The organism is Glycomyces sp. L485, assembly GCF_022548875.1.
Classification (GTDB): Bacteria; Actinomycetota; Actinomycetes; order Mycobacteriales; family Micromonosporaceae; genus Glycomyces.
In genome coordinates this window covers 1-25,539 of sequence record NZ_JAKZEW010000041.1, presented here as the reverse complement: position 1 = coordinate 25,539, position 25,539 = coordinate 1, and the positions used below count along the sequence as shown (strand labels likewise).

General features: G+C 69.1%; 21 protein-coding genes. 10 read left to right on the top strand and 11 right to left on the bottom strand.

Going from position 1 to position 25,539, the window contains the following annotated elements:
- Window positions 1–243: 243 nt before the first annotated feature.
- Window positions 244–1,830 (bottom strand): methylmalonyl-CoA mutase family protein, encoded by a 1,587-nt coding sequence (locus L0U85_RS16905; RefSeq protein ID WP_241378933.1) that lies wholly within the window; start codon window positions 1,828–1,830, stop codon window positions 244–246.
- Window positions 1,831–1,956: 126 nt separating this feature from the next.
- Between L0U85_RS16905 and L0U85_RS16900 the strand changes: the two genes are divergently transcribed.
- Both L0U85_RS16900 and L0U85_RS16895 read left to right on the top strand, forming a co-directional pair.
- Window positions 1,957–3,936: a serine/threonine-protein kinase gene (locus L0U85_RS16900; RefSeq protein ID WP_241378932.1), complete on the top strand. Its 1,980-nt coding sequence runs from the start codon at window positions 1,957–1,959 to the stop codon at window positions 3,934–3,936.
- 56 nt (window positions 3,937–3,992) lie between these two features.
- Window positions 3,993–5,666 carry a phospho-sugar mutase gene (locus L0U85_RS16895; RefSeq protein WP_241378931.1) on the top strand — a complete coding sequence of 558 codons (1,674 nt, stop codon included), beginning with the start codon at window positions 3,993–3,995 and terminating at the stop codon, window positions 5,664–5,666.
- 134 nt (window positions 5,667–5,800) lie between these two features.
- Here the strand turns inward: L0U85_RS16895 and upp are convergent, their stop codons facing one another.
- On the bottom strand, window positions 5,801–6,433 hold the full coding sequence (upp, locus tag L0U85_RS16890) for a uracil phosphoribosyltransferase (RefSeq protein ID WP_241378930.1): 633 nt from the start codon (window positions 6,431–6,433) through the stop codon (window positions 5,801–5,803).
- 78 nt (window positions 6,434–6,511) lie between these two features.
- Here upp and deoC point away from each other — a divergent pair, with 78 nt between their 5' ends.
- From deoC to L0U85_RS16875, 3 genes are read left to right on the top strand one after another with little or no spacing between them, the layout of a single operon-like run.
- A complete protein-coding gene (deoC, locus tag L0U85_RS16885; protein WP_241378929.1) occupies window positions 6,512–7,426 on the top strand; it encodes a deoxyribose-phosphate aldolase in 915 nt (304 codons plus the stop codon).
- A gap of 2 nt (window positions 7,427–7,428) precedes the next feature.
- The gene (locus L0U85_RS16880) at window positions 7,429–8,853 is read left to right on the top strand and encodes an aldehyde dehydrogenase family protein (RefSeq protein ID WP_241378928.1); all 1,425 of its coding nucleotides are present in this window, start codon (window positions 7,429–7,431) and stop codon (window positions 8,851–8,853) included.
- A complete protein-coding gene (locus L0U85_RS16875; RefSeq protein WP_241378927.1) occupies window positions 8,846–9,712 on the top strand; it encodes an aldehyde dehydrogenase family protein in 867 nt (288 codons plus the stop codon). The genes L0U85_RS16880 and L0U85_RS16875 overlap by 8 nt, the downstream gene beginning before the upstream one ends.
- A 46-nt stretch (window positions 9,713–9,758) precedes the next feature.
- Here L0U85_RS16875 and L0U85_RS16870 read toward each other — a convergent pair whose 3' ends face one another.
- From L0U85_RS16870 to L0U85_RS16855, 4 genes are all read right to left on the bottom strand, one after another.
- A complete protein-coding gene (locus L0U85_RS16870) occupies window positions 9,759–10,151 on the bottom strand; it encodes a hypothetical protein (RefSeq protein WP_241378926.1) in 393 nt (130 codons plus the stop codon).
- A complete protein-coding gene (locus L0U85_RS16865) occupies window positions 10,135–10,719 on the bottom strand; it encodes a hypothetical protein (protein WP_241378925.1) in 585 nt (194 codons plus the stop codon). Before L0U85_RS16865 ends, L0U85_RS16870 begins: the two co-directional genes overlap by 17 nt.
- Window positions 10,720–10,835: 116 nt before the next feature.
- The gene (locus L0U85_RS16860; protein WP_241378924.1) at window positions 10,836–12,695 is read right to left on the bottom strand and encodes an alpha/beta hydrolase; all 1,860 of its coding nucleotides are present in this window, start codon (window positions 12,693–12,695) and stop codon (window positions 10,836–10,838) included.
- An 11-nt stretch (window positions 12,696–12,706) separates the two neighbouring features.
- Entirely contained in the window at window positions 12,707–13,132 is a 426-nt protein-coding gene (locus L0U85_RS16855; RefSeq protein WP_241378923.1) for a hypothetical protein, read from the bottom strand.
- 197 nt (window positions 13,133–13,329) lie between these two features.
- Here L0U85_RS16855 and L0U85_RS16850 point away from each other — a divergent pair, with 197 nt between their 5' ends.
- The 3 genes from L0U85_RS16850 (at window position 13,330) to L0U85_RS16840 (ending at window position 16,339) form a co-directional block, all read left to right on the top strand.
- Entirely contained in the window at window positions 13,330–14,127 is a 798-nt protein-coding gene (locus L0U85_RS16850; protein WP_241378922.1) for a hypothetical protein, read from the top strand.
- A 266-nt stretch (window positions 14,128–14,393) separates the two neighbouring features.
- Complete coding sequence (locus tag L0U85_RS16845) at window positions 14,394–15,917, top strand: hypothetical protein (protein ID WP_241378921.1); 1,524 nt, start codon at window positions 14,394–14,396, stop codon at window positions 15,915–15,917.
- Window positions 15,914–16,339, top strand: coding sequence for a roadblock/LC7 domain-containing protein (locus L0U85_RS16840; RefSeq protein WP_241378920.1), 426 nt, complete (start codon window positions 15,914–15,916; stop codon window positions 16,337–16,339). Before L0U85_RS16845 ends, L0U85_RS16840 begins: the two co-directional genes overlap by 4 nt.
- Window positions 16,340–16,437: 98 nt before the next feature.
- Here L0U85_RS16840 and L0U85_RS16835 read toward each other — a convergent pair whose 3' ends face one another.
- The 5 genes from L0U85_RS16835 to L0U85_RS16815 all read right to left on the bottom strand — a co-directional run bounded on the left by L0U85_RS16835 (window position 16,438) and on the right by L0U85_RS16815 (window position 23,092).
- Window positions 16,438–17,025 (bottom strand): ATP/GTP-binding protein, encoded by a 588-nt coding sequence (locus tag L0U85_RS16835; protein WP_241378919.1) that lies wholly within the window; start codon window positions 17,023–17,025, stop codon window positions 16,438–16,440.
- A gap of 6 nt (window positions 17,026–17,031) precedes the next feature.
- On the bottom strand, window positions 17,032–17,412 hold the full coding sequence (locus tag L0U85_RS16830) for a DUF742 domain-containing protein (protein WP_277605949.1): 381 nt from the start codon (window positions 17,410–17,412) through the stop codon (window positions 17,032–17,034).
- A 228-nt stretch (window positions 17,413–17,640) separates the two neighbouring features.
- The gene (locus L0U85_RS16825; RefSeq protein WP_199043577.1) at window positions 17,641–18,039 is read right to left on the bottom strand and encodes a roadblock/LC7 domain-containing protein; all 399 of its coding nucleotides are present in this window, start codon (window positions 18,037–18,039) and stop codon (window positions 17,641–17,643) included.
- 42 nt (window positions 18,040–18,081) lie between these two features.
- A complete protein-coding gene (locus tag L0U85_RS16820; protein WP_241378917.1) occupies window positions 18,082–21,180 on the bottom strand; it encodes a nitrate- and nitrite sensing domain-containing protein in 3,099 nt (1,032 codons plus the stop codon).
- Window positions 21,181–21,595: 415 nt separating this feature from the next.
- Window positions 21,596–23,092 (bottom strand): aldehyde dehydrogenase (NADP(+)), encoded by a 1,497-nt coding sequence (locus L0U85_RS16815; protein ID WP_241378916.1) that lies wholly within the window; start codon window positions 23,090–23,092, stop codon window positions 21,596–21,598.
- Between the two features lie 135 nt (window positions 23,093–23,227).
- Here L0U85_RS16815 and L0U85_RS16810 point away from each other — a divergent pair, with 135 nt between their 5' ends.
- Window positions 23,228–24,043, top strand: coding sequence for an MHYT domain-containing protein (locus L0U85_RS16810; protein WP_241378915.1), 816 nt, complete (start codon window positions 23,228–23,230; stop codon window positions 24,041–24,043).
- Window positions 24,044–24,124: 81 nt separating this feature from the next.
- Window positions 24,125–25,183, top strand: a complete 1,059-nt coding sequence (locus L0U85_RS16805) for an MHYT domain-containing protein (protein ID WP_241378914.1) — start codon at window positions 24,125–24,127, stop codon at window positions 25,181–25,183.
- Window positions 25,184–25,539: the final 356 nt, after the last annotated feature.

Sequence of the window (25,539 nt, the reverse complement as noted above, 5' to 3'; positions counted from 1 at the left end):
CTTGGCACTCAGCGTGATCGAAGACCGTGCGCTAAGTGGCGGCACGGCAGTCGCCCGCACGGCCGAGGACGCCGTTGTGTTGCATAACGCTTGCCGATTCAAAAAGTTACGGCCCTGATCCGACTTTTCAATAACAGGACGGACTCGGCCGGTTCCGGTGACGCGTCCGGAGCCAGTATTACGCGGGCCCGCAATCACGACGGCACACAGATTGTCCGCTTCCGCCATTCGGTGACAATGGGACTACAAACTGTCGACGGGGACGTATCGGCCCCATTCCTCCGCGAGCGTGCCGCAGGCCTCGCCGACGGTGGCCCCCGCGGCGAGCGCCGCCTTGAGGGGATGGAGGATGTTGTCCGTTCCGACCGCGGCGGCCCGCAGGCCGGAAAGGGCCGCCTCCACCGCCGAGGAGTCGCGGGCTCCGCGCCTGGCGCGGAGCCGCTCGATCTGGGCCGCCTCGATCGCGGGGTCGACTCGCAGCGGCTTGTAGGGGACCTCGTCACCGTTGCCGGTGTGGGCGTTGACGCCGATGACGATCTGCTCGCCGGCGTCGATGCGCTTGGCCGTCTCGTAGGCGCTGCGCTCGATCTCGCCCTTCTGAAAGCCCGCCTCGATCGCTTCGGTGGCCGAACCGTGCGCGAAGACCGCGTCGATGAGGGTCCGCGCCTCCGCCTCGATCCCGTCGGTGAGGGCCTCGACGGCGTAGGAGCCGGCGAAGGGGTCGACGGTGTCGGTCAGGTCGGTCTCGGCGGCGATGACCTGCTGGGTGCGCAGGGCCAGTCGCGCGGAGGTGTCGGTGGGCAGGGCGATGGCCTCGTCGTAGGCGTTGGTGTGCAGCGACTGCGTCCCGCCCAGGACGGCGGCGAGGGCCTGGACCGTCACGCGGGCCATGTTCACCTCGGGCTGCTGGGCCGTGAGCTCGACCCCCGCGGTCTGTGTGTGGAAGCGCAGCTTGAGCGACCTGGGGTCCTTCGCGCCGAAACGGTCGCGCATGATGTGCGCCCACAGTCGGCGGGCCGCGCGGAACTTGGCGACCTCGGAGAGGACCGCCGAACGGGCCACGAAGAAGAACGACAGGCGGGGCGCGAAGTCGTCGACGTCGAGACCGGCGGCGAGCGCGCAGTTGACGTACTCGATGCCGTCGGCGAGGGTGAACGCGAGCTCCTGCGCGGGGGTCGCCCCGGCCTCGGCCATGTGGTAGCCGGAGATCGAGATCGTGTTCCACCGCGGCAGTTCGGCGGCGCAGTACGCGAACGTGTCGCTGACCAGGCGCAGGCTCGGCGCTGGCGGGAAGATGTAGGTCCCGCGCGCGATGTACTCCTTGAGGATGTCGTTCTGGATCGTGCCGCGCAGGGAGGCGGGGTCGACGCCCTGCTCCTCGGCGACGAGCTGGTAGAGCAGCAGCAGGACCGCGGCGGGGGCGTTGATGGTCATCGACGTGGAGACCTCGTCGAGGGGGATGCCGTCGAACAGGGTCCGCATGTCGTCGATGGAGTCGATCGCGACCCCGACCTTGCCGACCTCCCCGGCCGCCTCGGGCGCGTCGGAGTCGTAGCCCATCTGCGTCGGCAGATCGAAGGCGACGCTCAGACCGGCGGTTCCGTTCGCGAGCAGGTCGCGGTAGCGTCGGTTCGACTCGGCGGCGGTGGCGAAGCCGGCGTACTGGCGCATGGTCCAGGGCCGCGAGGTGTACATGGTGGGGTGGATGCCGCGCGTGTACGGGAATGAGCCGGGGTCTCCGAGCCGTTCGGGCAGGTCGTCGGCGAGGTCTTCGGGTCCGTAGACGGGTCGGATCTCGACTCTGCCTCGGCCTTGCGTGGGCGGGTGCATCCTTGCGATCCTAATGGTTGAGCGGCGTCTTCGGGAGGGCCTGCCGGGCCCGATGGATCAACCCGGCATGCGGACGGTGGCGCGGACACGGCAAACTATTGAGGAGCCCTCGCGAGGAGTAGCCGAATGACGTACTCAGCTGACTACGGTCGCGGCGGTCCCGGTGGATGGGAGGACCCCCGCTCCGGGACGGTGCCGCCGCAGCGGCGCGCTCCCGATTCCTCTGGGGCCTACGGGGTCTCCGGAGGCATGGGAGGCTCATCATACGGGTCGCCGCCGCCCGGCGGCCGAGATCCCCACCCCTCGCTCGGCGCGCGCTTCGCCGACTCGTCCTCCTACAACCGCGATCCGTACGGCGGCGGCTACGGCGACTCCGGCGCCTACGGACAGGGCGGCCACAGCGGCAATTACGGCAACTACGGGCAGAGCTTCGCCGTCGGCGACGACTACGGCAGGCAGTCCCAGTCCTCGTTCGGCTACAACTCCCCCGCCGCGCCCGGCCACCACGCTAAGCCCGGCGACATGGTCGGCGACCGCTACCAGCTCGTCGACCTCGTCGGCAAGGGCGGCAACGGGTCGGTGTGGCGCGCCAACGACACCGTGCTGCGCCGCGAAGTCGCGCTCAAAGAGGTCTTCCTACCGCCGGACCTGCCGCCTGGCGAACGCACGCAGCTCATCGACCGGTCCAGGCGCGAGGCCCAGATCGCCGCCGGGCTGTCACACCCGTCCGTGATCCGCGTCTTCGACGTCGTCGAGCACTCCGGGCTGCCGTGGATCGTCATGGAGCTGCTCCAGTCGCGGAGCCTGGCCGACATCCTCACCAGCGACGGGCCGCTCCCTCCGCGTGTGGCCGCGAAGATCGGCCTGGCCCTGGTCGGCGCCCTCCAGTCCGCCCACGAGGCCGGGATCATCCACCGCGACGTCAAGCCCGGCAACGTCCTCATCTCCGTCGACGGCCGTTGCGTGCTCTCCGACTTCGGTGCGGCACAGATGAACCAAATGTCCGGCGGCACCACCCCCGGCAAGGTCCTCGGCAGTGCCCACTACATCGCGCCCGAGCGCGCCATCGGGCAGCCGGCCGAAGCCGCCAGCGACGTCTTCAGCCTCGGCGTCACCCTGTACGCGGCCGTCGAGGGACGCCCGCCGTTCGACCGGGGCGACGCGGTCTCCACGATGCGCGCGGTCGTCCAGGATCCGCCGGAGAACCCCCGCAACGCCGGTCCGCTCACGCCGCTGCTCGGCGGCATGCTCGCCAAGGAACCGCAGCATCGCTACCCGCTCGACCAGGTCCGCCGGGAGCTGGCCGCACTGCTGTCCGGGCCCCTCGCCGCCGGCGCGACGCCCGGCCGAGCCCAGACCGAGACGCCGAGCCGGGGCGCCCTGCCCTCGTCGGCCCAACAAGAGGTCTCGCCGCCGCCCACGCGCCCGCCGGCCCGCGAGGCCGAACCCGACGGCGGGAGGTCGGGCGCCGTCAAGAAGCTCGCGATCGCCGTGGTGTGCCTGCTCGTCGTCCTCAGCCTGGGCTACCTGCTGTACCAGTGGCAGGTCGGCGGCGACGGCGGAGGAACCGCGGGCGAGGACCCCGGCCAGACCACTGAGGAGTCCCCCGCCGACGAAGGCTCCCCCGAAGAAGGCGGCGAAGGCGACGAGGAGACCGGCCCGAGCTTCGACACCGCCGCGCACTCCGGCGACGGCTTCAGCGTGAACTACCCCGCCGGCTGGGGCGAGGGCATCACCGGCGAGGACTTCGCCAGCTACTTCAACACCGAGGACGACACCCAGTGGGTCCGGTTCTACTCCGGTTCCGACCGCGGCGCCTCCGACCCCGGGGCCTACCTCGGCGACTTCTACGAGAACGGGCTCGACGACACCAGCGACACCGAACAGCTGCGGCTCGAACCCGTCCAGTTCGGCGGCATGAGCGGCACCGTCCTCGAGTACACCGGCACGGACATCGCCACCGGCGCCGAACGCCACTCCGTCTGGGCCATCGTGGACGCCGGCGACGGGACGACGTTCGGCGTGTTCATCGCAGGCCCCGCCGACGCCTGGGATCTATCACAGCAGGTCTACGACGAGGCGCTGCGGTCGTTCGAGACCGGTTGAGGCCACACCAGCCGCAACAGGTGTCCCGGCCGCGCCGGGTGTGCGAGGATTTCCGCATGGAGTCCTCGCACACGGGAAACGTGACCGGTCTCGACGCCCTTCGCGCCGAAGTGCTCACCTGGATCACCGACGACCCTGACAAGACCAGCCGCGACGAGCTCTACCGGCTCCTCGACGCCCTCCCCGAGACCGCCGAAGAACTGGCCGACCGCTTCGCCGGCCGCCTCCAATTCGGCACGGCCGGACTGCGGGGCCCGCTGCGGGCCGGGCCGAACGGCATGAACCGTGCCGTGGTCCGCGCCGCCGCCGCCGGGCTCGCGAACTGGCTCGACGCCAAGGGCGCCACCGGACCGGTCGTCATCGGCTACGACGCGCGGCACGGCAGCCGCGATTTCGCCACCGAGACCGCCCGCGTCGTCACCGGCTCGGGCCGCCGCGCGCTGGTCATGCCGGAGCCGCTGCCGACGCCGGTGACCGCGTTCGCCGTCACCAGGCTCGACGGCGCGGCCGCGGTGCAGGTGACCGCGAGCCACAATCCGCCCCAGGACAACGGATACAAGGTCTACCTGGGGCGCGAGCTCGGCGGCGAGCTCGGCGCGGGCGCGCAGATCGTGCCGCCGGCCGACACTGAGATCGAGCAGGCGATCGCCGACCTGGGGCCGCTCTCGGAGGTCCCGCTGGGCGACGACGGCGAGATCCTTGATGAATCCATCGTGGACGAATACCTGGCGGCGATCTGCTCCGTCGTCGACCCCGACGACCCCAAGCGCCTCGCCGCGGTCGCCACCCCGATGCACGGCGTCGGCGGCCGAACGCTCGTGCGGGCCATGGAGCGCGCCGGGTTCGGGACTCCGAAACTCGTGCGCGAGCAGGCCGAGCCCGACCCCGACTTCCCGACCGTCTCCTTCCCGAACCCCGAGGAGCCGGGCGCGATCGACCTGCTCAAGGCCCTGGCGATCGAGGAGGGCGCGGACGTGGCCCTCGCCCTGGACCCGGACGCCGACCGCTGCTCGGTGGCCGTCCCGGACGGCGACGGGACCTGGCGGCAGCTGACCGGCAACGAGGTGGGCGTGCTGCTGGCCGACCACTGGATGCGCAAGGGCCGGGCCGGGACCTACGCCACCACCATCGTCTCCACGACGCAGCTGAAGGCCATGTGCGAGAGGCGCGGCTTCGGTTACGAGGAGACCCTGACCGGCTTCAAGTGGCTCGCACGAGCCGGCGCCGACCTGGCGTTCGCCTTCGAAGAGGCCCTGGGCTACTGCGTCGCGCCGGAGCTCCTGCGCGACAAGGACGGGATCTCGGCGGCCCTCGTCGTCTCCGAGATCGCCGCGGGGCAGGCCGCGAGGTTCGCCACGCTCACCGACCGCCTCGACGAGCTGGCCGAGGAGTTCGGCGTCTACGAGACCGGGCAGCTCTCGGTCCGGGTCGAAGACCTGAGCGAGATCGCCGCCTGCATGAAGCGCCTGCGGTCCCACCGGCCGTCGACCCTGCTGGACGAGTCGGTGACGGAGTACGTCGACCGCCTCCCGGACGCCGACGTCGTCACCATCGCGACGGCCGGCGCGCGGGTGGTGGCCCGCCCGAGCGGCACCGAGCCGAAGCTGAAGGCGTACCTGGAGGTCCACGAGGAGGCCGGAGGCGACCTGACCGCCGCCAGGGAACGGGCCCGCGCGACGCTGGCGGCCCTCAGGGCCGAAGTGGCGGGCATCCTGGGAGTCCCGCACTGAAGCACCCGAGCAGGGAGCGGGCCCGAGCGCAGAGCACCCGGGCCCGCAGGGATCATGCAGGCGGTCTGCGCCTCTGTCGACTTGCGGAGGGGCCCGGCGCGCTTCGCGCGCCCGGCCCCGTTGGCGCGCGTCGGTCAGAAGCGGCGGTAGGCACCGAACTGGCGGTCGCCGGCGTCGCCCAGGCCCGGGACGATATAGGCCTTGTCGTTCAATCGCGGATCCACCGCGGCGGTGGTCATGCGCATCTTCAGGCCGCTCGCGGTCAACTTCTCGACGCCGTCCGGCGCGGCCAGGACGCACACCAGGGAGATGTCGACGCAACCGCGCGAGGCGATCATCTCGCAGCAGCGCAGCAGCGAGCCGCCGGTGGCGACCATCGGGTCGAGCACGATCACGTGCCGCCCGGACAGGTCGTCGGGCAGCGACTCCATATAGGCGTACGGCTCGTGCGTCTCCTCGTCGCGCGCGAGGCCGACGAAGCCCATCGTGGCGTCCGGGATCATCGCGAGCGCCGCGTCGGCCATGCCGAGCCCCGCGCGCAGCACCGGCACGAGCACCGGCGGATTGGCGAGCCGGTAGCCCTTAGCGGACGCCACTGGCGTCCGGATCTCGTACTCGCTGACGGCCACGTCGCGGGTGGCCTCGTAGACGAGCATGCTGGTGAGCTCGTGCAGTGCGGCTCTGAACCGCGGGGAGTCGGACCGCTCGTCGCGCATGGCGGTGAGCCTCTCGGCGGCGAGCGGGTGTTCGACGATCTGTACATCCACGGTTCCCAACCTTAACGTCCAGGTAGCCGCGCTAATGTGAGGTGGTCACCACTCATAGCTTAGGGATATCATCCGGTCATGGGATCTATTTTGAGCGGCGCCGAGGCCGCCTCCCTCGTGCGCTCCCTGCCGGGGGTGGACGCGGTCGGCCTCGAAGCGCGCGCGGCGGGACTGGGCACCCGTTCGGTCAAGAAGGCATCGAAGGCCGCGGCCATCGACATGGCCATAGGCATGATCGACCTCACCACACTCGAAGGCGCCGACACCCCCGGGAAGGTCCGGGCCCTGTGCGCCAAGGCGGTCCGACCCGACGGCGACGCGCCTCCGGTCGCGGCCGTCTGCGTCTACCCGTCGATGGCCGCCGTCGCGGCCGAGGCCCTCAAGGGATCGGGCGTGAACGTCGCCTCCGTGGCCACCGGGTTCCCTGCCGGGCAGGTGCCGTTGGAGGTCCGCCTCGCCGACACCGAGAGCGCCGTGCGATCCGGCGCCGACGAGATCGACATGGTCATCAACCGCGGCGCCTTCCTCTCAGGCGACCTGGAGCGGGTCTTCGGCGAGATCAAGGCCGTCAAAGCCGCCTGCGGCGACGCCCGACTCAAGGTCATCCTGGAGACCGGCGAACTGGTCACCTACGACAATGTCCGGCGCGCGTCGTTCCTCGCCATGTACGCGGGCGCCGACTTCATCAAGACCTCCACCGGAAAGGTCGGCGTCAACGCCACCCTGCCGGTCACGCTGCTGATGATGCAGGCCGTGCGCGACTTCCGCCGCGAGACCGGCGTCCAGGTCGGCGTCAAGCCCGCCGGAGGCATCCGCAACACCAAGGACGCCATCAAGTACCTGGTGTGCGTCAACGAGGTCCTCGGCGAGAACTGGCTCTCGCCCCACTGGTTCCGCTTCGGCGCCTCCAGCCTGCTCAACGACCTGCTCATGCAGCGTCAGAAGCTCAAGACCGGCAACTACTCCGGCCCCAACTACGTGACGGTGGACTAGCCATGTTCGAGTACGCGCCAGCACCAGAGTCGGTCCGCCCCGAGATCCGCGAGCACTACGGGCTGTTCATCGACGGGAAGTTCGCAGACGCCGAAGACGGCGCCACCTTCAAGTCCGTCAATCCCTCCAATGAGGAAGTGCTTTTCACGGTGGCCGAGGCAGGCGAGGCCGACGTCGAGACCGCCGTCGCCGCCGCCCGCCGCGCCCACGAGACGGTGTGGGGCCCGATGAGCGGCACCGAGCGGGGCAAGTACCTGTTCCGCATCGCCCGGCTCCTCCAGGAGCGGGCCCGCGAGTTCGCCGTCGCCGAATCGATCGACAACGGCAAGCCCATCAAGGAGACCCGCGACTTCGACGTCCCCACCGCCGCGCAGCACTTCTTCTACCACGCCGGATGGGCCGACAAGCTCGAATACGCCGGACTCGGAGCCGACCCGAGGCCGTTGGGCGTCATCGGCCAGGTCATCCCGTGGAACTTCCCGCTGCTCATGCTCGCCTGGAAGATCGCCCCGGCGCTCGCCTGCGGCAACACGGTGGTGCTCAAGCCCGCCGAGACCACGCCGCTGACCGCGCTGATGTTCGCCGAGCTGTGCGCCGAGGCCGACCTGCCGCCGGGCGTGGTCAACATCCTCCCCGGCGCGGGAGCCACCGGCGCGGCGCTCGTCGACAGCCCTGTGGACAAGGTCGCCTTCACCGGATCCACCGCCGTCGGCCGCGCGATCGCGAAGGCCGTCGCCGGATCGAAGAAGAAGCTCACGCTGGAGCTGGGCGGCAAAGCCGCCAACATCGTCTACGACGACGCCCCGATCGACCAGGCCGTCGAGGGGATCGTCAACGGCATCTTCTTCAACCAAGGCCACGTCTGCTGCGCCGGTTCGCGCCTGTTGGTCCAGGAGTCGATCGCCGAGGACGTCCTCGAACGGCTCAAGGACCGCGTGGCGACACTGCGCGTCGGCGACCCGCTCGACAAGAACACCGACGTCGGTGCCGTCAACTCCGCCGAGCAGCTCGAACGCATCAAGTCGCTCACCGAAGCCGGCTCCGACGAAGGCGCCGAGTCCTGGCAGCCCGCCTGCGAACTGCCCGAGCGCGGCTTCTGGTTCCGCCCCACCGTGTTCACCGGCGTCCAGCAGTCGATGCGCATCGCCCGCGAGGAGATCTTCGGCCCGGTGCTTTCGGTGCTGACGTTCCGCACGCCCGACGAGGCGATCGCGAAGGCCAACAACACCCCGTACGGACTGTCCGCCGGGGTCTGGACCGAGCAGGGCTCGAAGATCCTGTGGACGGCCGAGCGGCTGCGCGCGGGCGTGGTGTGGGCCAACACGTTCAACCAGTTCGACGCCGCCAGCCCGTTCGGCGGCCTGAAGGAGTCCGGTTACGGCCGCGAGGGCGGCCGCCAGGGGCTGGAGGCCTACCTCGATGTCTGATCGCCTGCGTGTCAAGAAGACCTACAAGCTGTACGTGGGCGGGAAGTTCCCGCGTTCGGAATCCGGAAGGAGCTACGCGGTGACCACTCCTGACGGCACCGAGCTCGCGAACGCTGCGCTCGCCTCCCGCAAGGACGCCCGCGACGCCGTCGGAGCCGCCCGCAAGGCCCAGGGGCCGTGGGCGGGCCAGACCGCGTACCTGAGAGGGCAGATCCTGTACCGGGCCGCCGAGATGCTCGAAGGCAGGGCCGGCCAGTTCGCCGAAGAGCTCGAAGCGGCCACAGGCGAGCCTTCGCGGGACGCGGTGGAGCGGGCCGTCGACCGGCTCGTCCACTATGCGGGGTGGACCGACAAGTTCGCCTCGGTCCTCGGCGGCGCGAACCCGGTGGCCGGGCCGTTCTTCAACCACACCAAGCCCGAGCCGCTCGGCGTCGTCGCGGTCGTCGCGCCGCAGGACGACCCGCTGCTCGGTCTGATCGACGCACTCGCGCCGGTGATCGCCACCGGCAACGCGGCCGTCGTGATCGCGAGCGAGTCGAAGCCGTTGCCGGCGTTGAGCTTCGCCGAGGTCCTGGCGACCTCGGACCTGCCAGGCGGCGTGGTGAACCTGCTCAGTGGCAAGGTCGCCGAGATCGCCCCGTGGCTGGCGAGCCACGGCGACGTCAACGGCCTCGACCTCGGCGGTGTCGAGGACGCGGCCCTGGCGGCCGAGCTCGAAGCGAGCGCGGCCGAGACGTTGAAGGTCGTGCGCCGGCCCGGCCGGGCCGGTGCCTCACTCGACCTCGTGCGCCAGTGGACCGAGTACAAGACCGTCTGGCACCCCGCGGGGATGGCCTCGGCCGCCGGAGGCGGGTACTGACAGACAGCGACGAAGCGCCCGGCGTCCGTTCGCCGGGCGCTTCGCGCTATCTGACGGACTTGCTCCAGCGCACCGACGGCGGAAGCGAAAGCAGCAGCAGCGCGAGGACGGACGGGATGATCCAGCAGGAGAACGGCACGAGGTACAGCGCCCAGGGCAGGGCCAGCAGACCCGCCACGACGAGGAGGCCGTGAACGGCCATCGAAACGATCCAGGCGCCGCGCGAACCGCTCCAGACTCCGGCGGAGAACAGCAGTTCGAGCGCCGCCAGCGCGAACGCGATCAGCGCCAGAGTGCCGAAATCCCCGAGGTCCTGACTGGTCGTGCCCAGTAGTACGAAGCCGATCAGGACGAAGTAGACCGGAGGAATGAAGGCGGCCGCGATGACCGGCCAGGGCGGCCGGGCGGTGCGTGCCTCGGGGTCAGAGCTGGTCTTCATAGTCGGCCGGCTGCTCGAACGGGGCTACGGCGTCGGCCCTGTCGGTGGGGATGCCATCCGGGAAGTAGCGCCCGACCTTGTCGCCCTCACCGCCCGGCTCGATGCCTCCGGCCGGCGGGATGTACTCGATCTCGCCCTCATCGCTGACCGGGACGCAGCCCGACTGCACCAGAACGGCCGCATAGCGGCCCACGGCGTACCAGAGTCTGATCCCGTCATCGCGTTGGGCCACGAGACTGCGGTCGGTCCGGTCGTCGAGCTCGGTCTGGTCGTCGAGTGTGATCTCGTGGCCCCGGGCGGCCCAGTGGTCGCGCAGCAGATCGACGTATTGTTCGCGGACGAGCTCGGTCTCCGAGTCTTTCAGCGAGAACCGGTACTCGATTTCGATGTTGGTGTAGTCGGGGACGTCGATGCCGTTGTGGCTGCATGGAAGTTCCGCCCAGAACCTCTGCTCGAACCCTGGGAAGTCCGGCAGGGCCGACACCACTTCAGAGACGGCGTCCTCGATCGGAGCGTATGCCTCGGCCTGTGTGAACTCGCTCTCGGGCGGGGTTTCGGAGGAATCCATTGTGTCCTTCCCTGTTGAGCAGGCTGCGGTGATCATGAGTGCGGTCGCGGCCGCCAGGAGCCCGGGGCCATGGCCGGTTCTTCGGGTAGCGGCGCGGAAGGAGTATCGCCGTCTCATCATGAGACACCACTCTCCTGCCCGGTGACGATGTGCGATTGATTCCTGCGGCTGGTCTCGTTGTTGAGGTCCCAGTAGGAGCTGTGGTTCTCCACCGCGCCCTCCCAGAACTTCCACGGAGCGCTCGCCTCTCGGGGCGAGTCGCTGGCGAACTCGTTGCCGCCGAATTCGGCGCTGGTCGGATCGGTGCCGTGGACCATGCCGTACTGGATCACGTCTTCATCGTTCGTGGAGGCCCAAACGTTGCTCTCGTCGACACCCAGAGCGGAGGCCGTGTCGGTCCCGACACCGGGCGAGGCGACGAACATGATGTTGTCGGCGTCGACTCCTTCGGTGGAGGCGGCGGTACCGACCATGGTCGTCCCGTAGGAATGGCCGGTGAGCGTGAGGTTCGACGGGTCGCCTTCGGCGGTCGACCGGATTCCCTGCGTGAAGGATTCGAGCGATGCCGACCCTTCCTGGGCCCATTTGTCGTCGGTGGCTTCGAGGAGGTTGTCGGGAGCGTCGTACCCCATCCACAGGACGGTAGCGGTCTCGCCGCCGTCGCCCCAACGATCTGCGTCTCGCGCCATGGTCTCGGTTCGGTCCATCAGGCCGTTCGAGGCGCCGTCGAGGTTGGAGCCGGTCCCCGGGACGTAGGCGTTGACATTGTCGGCAGTATCGGGGTTGCCGATCGAGACGATCGCCTCACCACTGCCTTCGGTGCCGAAGCCGAGGAGGTAGTAGGGCTGTCCGGTGCCGTCGAAGTTCGCGGGGTTGCCGTCTGCGTCTGTGATGTGGTCCTGGAGGTTCTCAAGGTCCGTGCGGTCCTGCCTGAGGTCGGCGAGTTCGTCTTCGAGCTCGGCGTACGCGTCCGAGGTCTCCTGGCCGTACCTGCCGGTGACCGTGTCGGTCCCGTTGGCCTCCATCTCGGCCATGAGCTGCTCGACTTCGGTGATCCGGCCTCCGATGCCGTCGATCTCGCGGTCGAGGACGACCCGGTTGGCGGTGTCCCTCGATTCGACCGGGATCCCGTCGGTCGGTCCGACCCATTCGGGGTGCTCCTCGATGAGCGCCTCGCGCTCGGCGTCGCTGAGGTTGTTCCACCACTCGTTCACCTGCCCCGGTGACAGACCGGATTCGCCGCCCGCGATGGCCTGCATCTCCTCGGCGATTTCCTCGCTCAGCTCGCTCTTGTAGTCGCCGACCAGGTCGTCGTAGGTCGCGCCGAGCTGCGGAGGAAGACCCGGGGCGCTCTCGCGCATCTCCGAGAGCACGGCCGCCGCGTCGTCGTCGGCGTCGTGGGCGCGGGACATCACCGCCTGGAGCCAGTCCTCGTACTGGCCGCCCAGGCTCCAGGCGGCGGCGATGAGGTCCTGGAGGTTGAACAGCGTGTTCAGGGTGTCCCAGTCGAGGAAGCCGTCGGGCTTGTTGATCCCGACCCGGTCGCACAGCCACTGAGGCGGGTTGAGCTTGTTGATAGCCCACTGGAGGTCGCCGGTGGGTTTGACCCGGTAGTCGTCGGGGTCGCCGTCGATCTCGAAGCCGTGGGATTCGATGAGCGGGATGAGCTCTTCGAGCTCGCCCTGCTCGGCTTCGAACGCGTCGGCGGCTTCGAGCAGTGAGGTGGACAGCCGGACGGTCGCGTAGTCGGAGAGGTCGTCGTCGAAGCGGTCGGCCGTGAGCGTCAGCTGCTCGCGGACGGTGTCCGCAGTGTCGGACTCGTAGTTCTCGACGCTGAGGTGGCCGCCGACGACCTCGTCGCGGATTCGCTGGGCCTGCTCTGCCATGGTCGAGGCGTGGGACTTCCACGCCTCGCCCAGGTCCCTGATCGCTTCGCAGTCGAGGTCGCGGAGGTCCTGCCAGGTCATGTCGCTCATGCGGTCTCCGTCTACCAGTCGGGCCGGGCCGAGGCGGTCGCGTTCGCCCGGTCGGGATAGCGGTCGTGGTCGGCGTGCGAGGCGAAGGCTCCGGCGTTGTAGTCGTCGACCTCGACGGCCTCCTCGGCGCAGGTGGCGAGATATTCGCCGGTGGTGCCCGCGAGGCGGGTGAAGCCGCCTGCGCGGTGGAGCTTCCACCATTCGGCGGCCTCGCCGAGCGCGGGGCCGAATGCGGTGCCCGCCGCGCTGAGGGTCTCTGCGACGGGGGCGGTCTCCTCGGCGATGGAGGCGGTCTCGCGGTCGACGGCCGACTCGATGTCGAACAGGACCTCCACCGATTTGTGGACCTCGTCGGGCTCCATCGTGAAGACGTCGGCGCCCGCCATCAGCGGACCCCGTTCGAGCGACGCGAATGTGGCGCCGCTGCTGCAGCGCATGGTATGAGGCGCAATTGCGTTCCTCTCAGACAAAGGAGGATGTAACTGACGGTCACTGTAATGGATCCCGTCCACAAGAGGTGCTCGCGCGCGTCCGGCGGTCCCGCTTGCGCGCGAAACGGACCTACCGGCTGCCGTGGGGCACCACCTGTGGTCGTAGGCTGTTGCACAGCTGACGACTACGGGAGGAACGCGATATGGCTGCCGCATCCGACGAACGGACTCGGAGTGCCGAGGCCGACAAGCTCTGGAACGAGACCAGTGTCGACCCGGTGGAGCTCCACTTGGGCAAGGACTCCGGCTTCACCCTGCGCGCCTATCGCATGTCGGACACGCTCCCCGGCGCGGCACCGGCCGGCGAGCCGGAGGAGCAGGCCGAGCCCGAAACGGCCGAGGAGCGGCCGGACATCGCAGAGAACGCCGAGGACGAGTCGGCTCCGGCACCCGACGAGGCCGACTTCCTCGACGAGGACGAGGTCGACGCGCTCGACGCCGCCCCGGAGGAGGTGCCGGTCTTCCTGACGCGTAAAGGCAAGCTGCTCGTGTTCCGCGACAAGGAGTCACTGGTCCGATTCGTCAAGGAGTCGGATGACCACGACTTGGCCGTGATCGACGAATACGGCGATCTCCAGAAACGCATTGCCGCAGATGCCGTCGTGTGTGATGAAGACGACATCTATGAATTGGATCTGGTCACCGAGAATCTGCGTGGCGGCCACGACTCGTGGGAACCCGAGCTCCTCGTCAAGGCCGCCGAGATCGGCCGGGACCTCGGTTACGCACTGAAGCTCGAGTCGGTCGTCGACGCACTCGCGCCCGGTTCTCCGCTGGACGACATCGACGAAGCGCTTCGGGTCGTCATGGACGGCGGCCTGCGCGCCATGTTCGCCAAGCGGCGGCTTCGCAAGACCGGCGCCGAGCAGGCGGCGATCGCCTGGCGCGGCGTCATCGGCAAGATCAACGCCGCCTCGGAGTGGCGCGGCGGCGCCGAATAGCTCCTTTCGACTCCGATTCCGCCGCATTGTGATCGCGGCGACTGCAATCGGTTATTCCTTAAAGGATTCAGACAATTCCTCTCCCGGGGATTGACGGTTTTGCGTGCTATCCCCGCAATTCAGATGATGACCCGCGCTCGCCTCCGGCTTGCGGATCGGAGTATTCTGCGGAAAACTGATAACGGACTTATAAACGGGCCGGGCGAAAGTCCACGCCGACAGGGTCGGCGCCTGGACGGGCGCGCCCTACGAGAGGAGCTCTGCGGGTGCAAGTTTTCTGCGGCATCACCACGGACCACAAGTCCGACGGACCCCCGTCTGGACACGGCGACACCATGTGCGCTGTCGCCCTCGTCGTCGCCGGAGGCGGACTGCTCGCCACCGACACGTTCAGCGACGACCCCCGAGGATGGGTCCGATTCGCCGGTCTGCTCGCCCGCCAGACGCCAGGCTCCTCCCCGCTCTCCATCGCCGTCGACGGCGAGGTCGGTCAGCTCGCCGAGTTCGCCTCCGCCGCCGGACACCTCGTCGTCCAGGCCTCCAGTCCCGCCTCCCGCTCCAAGGACGCCCTCGACGACGCCATCGCCCTCGCCCGCGGCCTGGCCACCGGCGAGATCCAGTGCAACCAGCCCTTCGCCCCCCGCCCCGACGTCGCCTGCCTGCGCCCCATCCTCGACACCGTCTCGGCGGCCTCCCGCGCCCGCCACGACGCCTCCGAAGCCCTCACCTGCCTGCTGCGCGCGGTCTTCCCTGCCGCGCTCGCCGCCTGGGACGACCCGAGTGAGGCCAACGCCGTCGCCATCCTCACCCGGTTGCCCCAGCCCGGCGCGATCCAGTCGATCTCGACCGAGGAGCTGGCCGCCGACCTGGCGACCGTGGCCGACCCCGGCCAGGTCGCGGCGATGGCCGGTGCACTGACCGAGGCCATCCGCGAGATCGGCGGCGGCGACGACCCGTCGGTGGCGCCATCGGTGTCGGCCACGGCCGGGGCCGTGGCCGCGTGGGACCGTTCGCTGGAGGGCCTCATCGGACTCCTGCAGGCCAAGCGGCCGCGTCCCGAAACCGTCCCAGCCCCGGCCCCCGAGCCCGAGCCCGAGCACACCGAAGGCAGGCGTCGGCGGCGCTCGGTCGAGACGCACCAGACGGTGCGGCTCCCCGGCGACCTCCCCGACCGCGAGAGCCTGCGGGCACTCGACCCGGCCTCGCAGCTCCACTCGATCGTCCGACCCGATTCGGAGGCGGCGCAGGTCCTTCACGACCTCCCGCTGCCGCCCGAGGGCGAGACCACGACCCGCGGCATCCGGCGCCGCCGCGCCGAGCCCGCGGGCCTGCCCCATGACGAGCCTGTCGACGAGGTCCGCCGCCACCCATGGCAGCCCAAGGACGAGACGTTCGAGGAGTTCTCCGGCCTGACCGATGACGACGACGGCCTGCTCATCTTCGGGCAGGCCAGGAGCGCCTGGTTCAAGCGCCCCGAAGGCGAAGAGCCCGAACCGGAGTCGTGGACCCTGCCCGGCGACGACGGCTGGCGCACCGCCCGCCACGTCACCGAGGCCCCCGAGGCGGAGGAGGCCACCACTGCCGCGGGGCTGCCGCGGCGCAAGCCGCAGGCGAACCTCGTGCCCGGCTCGGTCACCGACGACTTGCCCCGCGTCGACGAGCCGATCGAGCGCGACGCGGAACTGCTCGCGCAGAACACCTCCGGCTACTTCAAGGGCTGGGGGCGAGCGCGTGGCGGCGGCCAGGGCCCGATGGGCACCCGCCAGGCTGAGAGGATGGCGAGCCGATGAGCGCGAACCTCGGCGTCTACGAGCGTTCACTCAGCATGCTGCTGGGCTCGCTGGTGGCCCGCACCCCGGGGCTCTCGCACGCCGTGCTGGTGAGCGTGGACGGGCTGCCGCTGGCAGTCTCGGCCGGGCTCCCGAAGGAGCGCGCCGATCAGCTCGCCGGCATCGGCTCGGGTCTGTTGTCGATGGGCGAAGGCGCCGGCCGGGCGATGAACCACGGCCCGACCCAGCAGGTCATCGTCGAGATGGCCGAGGGCGTCCTGCTGGCGGCCCCGGTCGGCCCGCAGATCTGCCTGACGCTGCTGGCGGTGTCCCAGTGCGACCGCGAGCAACTCGGCTACGAACTCGGACAGTTCACGATGCAGGTCGGCCCCCTTCTCAACGAGGCCCTGACCAACACCGGGTCCATCCCCAAGGTCGTCTGACTCAAGCAACGGCGAAGGCCCCGGAGCTTTCGCTCCGGGGCCTTCGCTCTGGTCCAGGTGGTTCGGGTCAGCCTAGACGGTCGGTCTCAGTGTGGGCTCTATCCGACACCGACGGTACGGGTGCGCCGCATCGAGAGGACGTACTCGACGAGCTTGATGAGGACCTGCTTGGTGGACTCCCGGTTGCGCGCGTCGGTGTACATCAGCGGCACGTCCTGCGACACCTGGAGGGCGTCGCGGATGTCCTGGAGGTCGTGCAGCTGCTTGCCGTCGAAGCAGTTGACCGCCACCAGGTACGGGAGCTTGCGGTGCTCGAAGAAGTCGATGACCGAGAAGCAGTCGGCCAACCGCCGGGTGTCGACCAGGACGATGGCGCCGATCGCGCCGCGCACCAGTTCGTCCCACATGAACCAGAACCTGGTCTGTCCGGGCGTGCCGAACAGGTACAGGATCAGGTCCTGGTCGATGGTGATGCGGCCGAAGTCCATCGCCACGGTAGTCGTGGACTTGTCGGGCACGAGGTTGTTGTCGTCGACGCCTTCGGAGGCGGACGTCATGATCGCCTCTGTCGTCAACGGAGTGATCTCGGAGACCGATCCGACCAGAGTCGTCTTGCCGACGCCGAAGCCTCCGGCGATGACGATCTTCGCGGAGGTCACGCGAGAGGTGTCTGCGGGTGAGTTCATTAGGGTCTATAGCCTCCTGAGTCCACTGAGAACGCGCTCGAGGAGTTCGGTTCCGACGGATTCATCGGCGCCGTCTTCGTCGCTGAATCCAGTTGGTTCGTGCACTGCCAACAAGCCATCGGCCGCCATGTCCGCGACCAGCACGCGGGCCACGCCCAAGGGCACTTCCATGCGGGCGGCGATCTCCGCGAGCGATTGCAGTCTGCCACCGCAGAGGTCGACGATCACCTTCTGCTCGCGACCGCCGAGGAACTGCCCCGACCTGCCGCGCGCGGTGGTCTCCACCAGTGCTTCGAGGGCGATCTCCAATTGGGGTCGCGTGCGGCCGCGAGTGACCGCATACGGCCTGACGAGTGAGCCTGTCGGCTCATCACCACCGAGGACCATTTCTACCTCCAACCGCCGCCCCGGGATCCCACAATCCCGACTCGACAGTCATGTCAGTTATTCCGTCAACCGCTGTCTGGGGCGACAGCGGTCCGCCGTCTGGGGAGACGACGAAGGGGTTTGTTCAGTTTGTCCACTCGCGCTGCTAACCGCATCGAGTGGAGCCTACCGTGCCGGTGTCCCCTGCGGCAAACGGCTCTGCACCGAACGGGACGTCCGACCCCTTGGTCAGCTGCGTGCCGACGGGGTCAGGGCCTGGCCGACCCTGTCCACGAGCAGAGCCATCTCGTACCCGACCTGGCCCACGTCGCAGTTCTTCGAGGCCAGGACGGCGAAGGACGACCCGTCACTGATGGACATCAGGAACAGGAATCCGTGGTCCATCTCCACGACCGTCTGGAGCACCGCGCCGCCTTCGAAGCAGCGCGAGGCCCCCTGGGTGAGGCTCACCAGGCCGGAGGTGACCGCGGACAGCTGGTCGGCCCGGTCCCTCGGCAGGTCCCGCGAGGACGCCAGCAGCAGACCGTCGGCGCTGACCGCCACGGCGTGCGCCACTCCCGGCACGCGTTCGGCGAATCCCGCCAGCAGCCAGCCCAAGTCCTGGACTGTAGTTCCACCAGTGCTCATCGTATGCGCTCCTTAGCGTCTGCCGTGTTGTAGCTCAGCGACTCAGTTACCGTCATTGCCACGTCCTCGCTGTACCCCACGGTGATAGGCCGACAGCAGGCCCCGAATGCCTTCGGGGTTGCGCTTCTGCGCGCTGACAGTCTCCTGTGATTCCTCCACACCGCCGGGGACGAGGCGTTCCATCGGACGGCGCTTGGGGAGCCCCGCCGTGGTCGTTTCATCGGTGGTCTCGGCGAAGGCGTTGTCGACCCGGCTCCAGCCGTCGTCGGCAGCGGTTCGCCATCCGTACGAAGAGGGGTCCTCGCCGGGTTCGGTTTGGAGGCGGCGCCGCTCCAACCCCGACTCGGCCGCCTGCTGCTGCACCCGCTGCGGAATCGGTTGCGTCACCTGCTGCTGCGAGGGCTCAGAACGCTCGGGTGGCGGGGGCGAGGAGTGCATCTGGGCGCCTTCCGTGGGCTGCGGAGGGGACTGCGGGGCCGCATCCCAGGCCGGAGCCGTCGACTCCGCCGGGACCTGGTCCTCACCGTAGCTCGATTGGATCCCGTCCGACACCTTCGCGGTGTCGTCGACGGTTTTGGGCGCGGGCGTGACCGCCTTGAACCAGGCCGACTCGACCTCACGGAAGATCGGGAGCTCCGTGGTGGCGTCGAGCGCGGAGACTCGGTCCGCTCGCATCGACTTGCGCGGCGCCTCGGTACCCGAACCGGCGGCGGTGTCAGGCCACGACGGCGGCACCGGCTCCTCGACCTGCGGGGCCGCCTCGAGCTGGATCTTCGGCAGCGCCACATGCTCGGAGGAGACGATCTCCCCGGTCACTTCCATGACCTTGCCGTTGGAACGGCGCTCGTCGGCGGTCTTCCCGCCGGGCCGGAACATGAAGCCGGGCTCGGCCGCGTCCTGGGCGCCCCGCTGGACGGAGTGTTCACCGGTGCGCGGCTCGGCGTGCGCCGACGGCGCGGACGGGGCCGGAGGCGCAGTGGGTTCGGGAGCGCGGTACGGCGACGGGGCCGGCTGCTGCGGCGGGGACTGGAGGTTCGGCGGTGCGACCGTGTCGAACAGGCCGGCCGGGCTCTCGGGAACCCGCGGAAGGACGCCGGTTTCGGCGTTCATGCCGCCGGCCAGCTCGCCGCGCGAGCCCGAGTCGCCGAAGGATTCGCCGCTGTCGGGGCGGGAGCGCTCGGGGAGCCTCGGCTCGGACAGGACCGACTCGCCGAGGATGACCTCTGCGACTGTGCCGCGCTGCTCGCCGGGCCGCAGCTCGACGCGGACGTTGTGGCGCTTGGCCAGGCGGGCGACCACGACCAGGCCCATCATCCGCGACGAGGCGAGGTCGATGACGTCGGCCGATTCGGACAGCTGCCGGTTGATGTCCTCGATCTGCGCCGCGGGCATGCCGATCCCTGAGTCGATGATGCGGACCCGGATGGCGCCCATGGGGCTCTCGGCGGTACGCATCTGCTCGGCCTCGACCAGGACCGGCGACTCGGGCGGGGAGAACGCGGTGGCGTTGTCCATCAGCTCGGCGACGAGGTGGACGAGGTCGTTGACGGACGCGGGCTTGATCTCGCGGTCGGAGTCGAGGAGCCCGAACTCGATGCGGGTGTACTGCTCCACCTCGGACTGGGCCGCCTGGAGGATGTCGCCGACCGGCGCCGGGTGGCGCTCCTGGCGTGTGGAGTCGGCGCCCGCGAGGACCAGGAGGTTCTCGTCGTTTCGCCGCATTCGGGTGGCCAGGTGGTCGAGCTGGAACAGCTCGGCGAGGCGGTCGGGGTTCTCCTCGCCGCGCTCCAGGTGATCGAGGTGGCCGATGAGCCGGTCGACCAGGTTCTGGGAGCGTCGGGCGAGGTTGATGAACATCTGGGAGACGTTGGCGCGCAGGGCCGCCTGCTCGGCTGCGATGCGGATCGCCTCGGTGTGGACGATGTTGAACGAGTGCGCCACGTTGCCGATCTCGTCGCGCTGGTCGATGTCGATGACCGCGCCGCTCTCGGCGGCGACCTCGTCCGGCGTCCGGTTGCCGATGCTCTCGGCGTCGCGCATCTGGGCCACCGCCTGGGGCAGGCTGACGTGGGCGACGTCGAGCGCGCCTTCGCGCAGGCGCCGCAGGCCGTGGTTCATGTTGCGGGCGATGACCAGGGCGATCACGGTCGCGACGACGAACGCGGCGAGGATGAGGATGGCCTCCAGCAAGAGCTGGAAGATCTGCGTGTCCCGGTCCGTCCGGGCGTGCGACAGGACCTCGTTCGACTCGTCCTCGATATAGGACAGGCCGTTGGCGAGGATCGCGTCGTAGGACTCGATGATCTCGGCGTCCACCGTGAGGTTCGACTCGGTGCCGGCGCTGACCGTCTGCGCCTCGAAGTTCAGCGCAGGCTCGGCCGCCTCGGTGCTGAGGCCGCCGCCGCTGTAGAAGAACGAGAGCTGCTCGTCGCGGTTGGCGACGGTCTTGAACTCGGTCTCGGCCTGCTCGCGCCGCTCAGAGTAGGCGACGAAGTTCGTCCAGCGGGTGTTGTTGAGGAAGCTGTGGCCGTCGCCGACGTTGATGGCGATGGCGCGTTCCTCTTCGAGCTGCTCCAGGATGATCGTGGCCGACGCGATCGCCTGCAGCTGGCGGGCGATCTCGGGGTCGTTGACGATACGGGCCGAGACGTCGGTGATCGTGACCAGCTCGGAGACCAGGCGCTGGTAGACGCGGGAGGTCGCGTCGATCGAGGTGGTCTCGGGGTTGGTCTCGGCGGCTTCGCGGATCTGCAGGAGGCTCTCGTACTGGGTGGTGACCGCGGCGATCCGGTTGTCGATGTCGTCGGAGAGGTTCGGCAGCTGCTCGGCGCCCGCGTTGAAGTCCGCGAGGGCCTCGTCGGTGAGCGCGGCCTGCGCGTTGACCGCGTCGAGGTCGTACTCGTCCATGTCGATGCCGCTGACGTGGTCGTCGCCCCGGCGCAGGTAGGTGACGAGGAGGCTGCGCTCGCGCTGCAGCTCGTAGCGCAACTCGGCTGTGAACGAGTTGAACTCGACCAGCTCCACCATGTCGCCCGACTCGAACACACGGTCGGCCAGGTCGTAGAGGCGGAGCCCGGCTACGGCTACCAGGACGAGGAGCGGCACCAGGAGAATCAGGCCCAGCTTGGACCTGATTCGCATGTCGGCGATGCGGGGCAGACCCAACGGCCCTCGTCGAGCCGCTGAACCCGCTCGGTTCGAGCTGCGCTTGCTCACCTTGTCTAGCCTCCTGGGGTGGTCCTCTTTGTCAGACCGGGCCCGGGCATGTGGGACCGGTTCTGTCTCGGGCCGACGGCGCGCGCCGGCTGCCATCCGGCCGCTGGGGGCGGCTGAGTCGGCATGTGAAGCCCAGCAGATTCCATCATGACGAATGTGGGCCCCGAAATCCAGGGGCGTACTGGAGTTCTCAAGTCGACTCCGTAACCCACTGACCTACAGGGCGATTCGACTGAAATCAGTCAATTTCGGTCACATGCATATGAGGTATTCAGCTGTTCAGATGACAAAACGATCCACACAGACTAGGGGCGCACACCGTTCGGCGCCGGGCCGTGCGTTAAAGGACCTCGTCCGCACGGCGCGTCGCACCGTCCACTCGGCGGGGCAGCATCAGCGGATTGTCCTCCTGCAACGCCTCCGGGAGGAGGGCCCCCGGAACACCCTGATAGGACACCGGGCGCACGAACCGCGCCACCGCCCCCGTGCCGACGGACGTATGCGCCGCATTCGTAGTCGCCGGCCATGGCCCGCCGTGGTGCTGGGCGTCGGCCACCGCCACACCGGTCGGCCACCCGTTCACGATGACCCGCCCGGCGACCTCGGCCAGCAGCGGCAGCACCGCACGGCCAACCGGATCATCCGAAGAAAGCACGTGGACGGCCGCGGCCAGGTTCCCGCCCAACCGCGGCACGACGCGCTCCAGCTCGGCGGCGTCGCGGTAGGTCAGAACCAGCGCGACCGGGCCGAAGCACTCTGTCAGGAGCGCATCGTCCAACGCCGAGGCCGGAGCGGCCACCAGCCCGGGAGTGACACCGAAACCCGAGCCGGTCGAAGCGGGTTCGAGCAGGAAGGACGCCCGGTCATGAGCCGCGAGGCGCCTCGCGTCCGCCAAGCAGGCGTCGTGGAGGCGCTCATTCAGCAGCGGATGCAGCTCCTTGGCGCCCAACGCCTTCACCAGGGCCTCGTCCATACCGTGCCCCTCGGGCAGGAACAGCAGACCGGGCTTCGTGCAGAACTGCCCCGCCCCGGTCGTCATGGACCCCGCGAAGTCCGCGGCGATCGCCCCGCCGCGTGAACGGGCCGCCTCGGGAGTGACCACCACCGGGTTCAGGCTGCCGAACTCCCCGAAGAACGGGATCGGCACGGGCCTCGACGCGGCCTCGGCCGCCAGCGCCCGACCGCCCGCGGCCGAACCGGTGAACGCCGCGGCCCTGACCGCCGGATGGCGGACAAGATCGATACCCGCCTCCACGCCGTGGACGACCGCGAAGGCGTCCCCGAGGTGCTCGCCGAGAATCCCCGCGAGGAGCACGGCGGTTCCCGGCTGGCTCGGATGAGCCTTGGCGACCACCGGGCACCCGGCGGCCAACGCCGAAGCGGTGTCGGTCCCGGCTACGCCGAAACCGAGCGGGAAGTTCGAGGCCGCGAAGACCGCGACCGGCCCGAGCGGGACGTTCCAGCGGCGCAGGTCCGGCCGCGGCGGCGTCGAGCGCGGGTCGGCGTGGTCGATGACGACGTCGAGGTGCGCGCCGGACTCGGCGAACGCCGCGTACAACTCGAACTGGGCGCAGGTGCGGGCGAGCTCCCCGGTCAGCCGTGCGGACCCGAGCGCGGTCTCGGCGTCGGCGGTCGCGACGATGCGGGCCTCATCGGCGCGCAGCGCATCCGCGACCGACCGCAGCAGGTCTGCCCGCTCGCCCAGGCTGAGCGCCGTGAAGCCCGAAGCGGCCGCGGCCTCGGCGAGGCGGGAGACCTCTTCGGACGGTGTTTCGGGGAGGGGTTCGCCGACGGACTCGCCGGTGCGCGGGTCCATGCCCTGCAGCGTCTCTGTCATGACCGGCTCCGTCTGATCACTCGGTTTCGAGGTGGCAGCAGCCAGCCTAGTCTGGAATTCGCACATTCTGTCCGACACCCCCGGTGCCGGAATGCGGCAATGTTGGGCGAAACCGTTCAGAGAGGTCCGCCCCCCATGGAGACGCACTACCTGGCAGCAGCGCTCGAACACCACCACTTCACTTACGGCTGGCTCAATCCGGTGATGGGCCTCGCCTTCGCCGCGGCAGGCTCGTTCCTCGGCCTGTCCGCCACCCGCTATGCCCGCGCCGCCACCACCAAAGGCGGCCGCTTCCGCTGGATCCTCCTGGCCTCCTTGGCCATCGGCGGGATCGGCATTTGGATGATGCACTTCATCGCGATGATCGGATTCACCGTCACGGGCTCGGACATCGCCTATGATGTGGAGCTGACCGTTGCGTCTTTCGCCCTGGCGGTCCTGGCCGTCGGGATCGGAGTGTTCGTCTCCGGGACCGAGAGCGCTGGCTGGCCGCGCTTGATCCTGGGCGGCCTGGTGTGCGGCGCGGGCGTGGTGGGCATGCACTACACAGGGATGGCCGCGATCTCCACCGCGGGAACAGTCGCGTACGACGGCGAACTCGTCGCGGCCTCGGCGGGGATCGCGGTCGTCGCCTCCACTGTGGCACTGCGTTTCGCGGCCGTGGTGAACCGGCGTGGTTCGATGCTGGCGGCCTCGGGCGTGATGAGCGTGGCCGTGGTCGGCATGCACTACACGGGAATGGCGGCGATGCGCGTGAGCGGGCCGGCGCGCCAGCCGGTCGAGGGGATCGACCCGCTGGTGCTACTGCTGCCGATCCTGCTGTTCGCGACGGTGGCGATCGTCGGCATGGTGTTCGGGGTGCTGAGCGCCCCCAACGTCGACTATCGATCGAAAGGTCCCGATGAGCTGGGAAAATCTACTGTGCGTCTGGCGAATGCCACCAGACCGTAGTCGTATAGCGTTTCGAAGCGCACACACTGAAAAAGTGAAGCATTCCAGTTACGGGCGTCGACCTGGGGAGGAAGACCGCGGATGGAACACCTAAACCATTTCACTTACGGGTGGATCAATCCCATCATGGGTCTCGGGTTCGCATTCGCCGGATCGATCCTGGCACTGATGTGCATGACGCAGGCGCGCAAGCATAGCGGAACGGTGAAGTCGACCGGGAAACGGCTCAGGTGGATCGCCTTGGCGGCGTTCGCGCTGGGCGGCACCGCGATCTGGATGATGCACTTCACCGCGATGATCGGCTTCCGGGTGACCGAGTCCGACATCGCCTACGACCCGACGATCACCTTCATCAGCTTGGCGGTGTCGATCGCTTCGGTCTTCTTCGGACTCGCGGTGGCCGGGATGGGCCAGAAGAACACCGCCGCGAAGATCCTCATGGCGGGTCCGCTGACCGGTCTCGGAGTGGTGTTCATGCACTACTCGGGCATGGCGGCGATCAATATCTCGGGCGAGATCACGTACGACCGCACATACTTCTGGGCGTCGGTGGTGATCGCCGTCGTGGCGGCGACCGCGGCGCTGGCGTGCGGGATGTACCTGGACGGCTGGAGGTGGCATACGGCCGCGGCGCTCGTGATGGCCTCGGCCATCTCGGGCATGCACTACACCGGCATGGCCGGGGTGCAGGTGACGGTGTTCGACGAGGGCCGGAACGCAGTGACCGGGATCGACCCGATCATGCTGATGCTGCCGATCCTGGGTGTCGCGACGGTCGGCATCATCGTGCTCCTGTTCGCGCTCATGGGGGCGACGCCGAAGACCGTGTCGAGGCGGGAGCAGCTGGGCATGGACATCGACGACAACCCCGATACGAGCGTGATCCCGGTGTCCCCGCGAGTGGGCCAAGCGAGGAGAGACCAGCCGATGGCCGGGGGCAGTGTGCCGAACCAGCCGGTGACCGGCGGCAGGGTGCCGGAACGGCCGGTGACCGGCGGCAGTGTGCCGAACCAGCCGATGAACGCGGGCAGTGTGCCGGACCAGCCGGGGCCGCAGCACCCGAGGCAGTACACACCGGCGAACCTGAACCGGGAGCCCGAGCGCCTGAACCCGGGCAATCGCAGGCCGCCGATGAGATAGCGCACCAAGACTTCAGAGCGGCCCTCGCCGAAAGGCAGGGCCGCTTTTTGCGTATGCCTTATATATGGAGTCGGCTACGCTCCGAAAGCGCCTGTCCGGTTGACGATGTACTCCGAGCCGCCTGGGGAGTCCGGCAATGACCCCGGGGGCATTGGCGACAGCAGGGTTGGGCGGATGGTTCCTCTGCACCAAGGGCGGCAGCAATGACGAGGTGGAGGGATGGGAGGGGATGGGGTCTTCGGCTTACTGGTGCGTTTTGAGGCGAGCTTCAGGCGTGTCAGCGACGAAAGAGCTGAGTTGAGGTCGGGGGCGGGTTGAGGTCCCCCCGTTTTGTTGGAGACGGGTTCTTTGTGTTT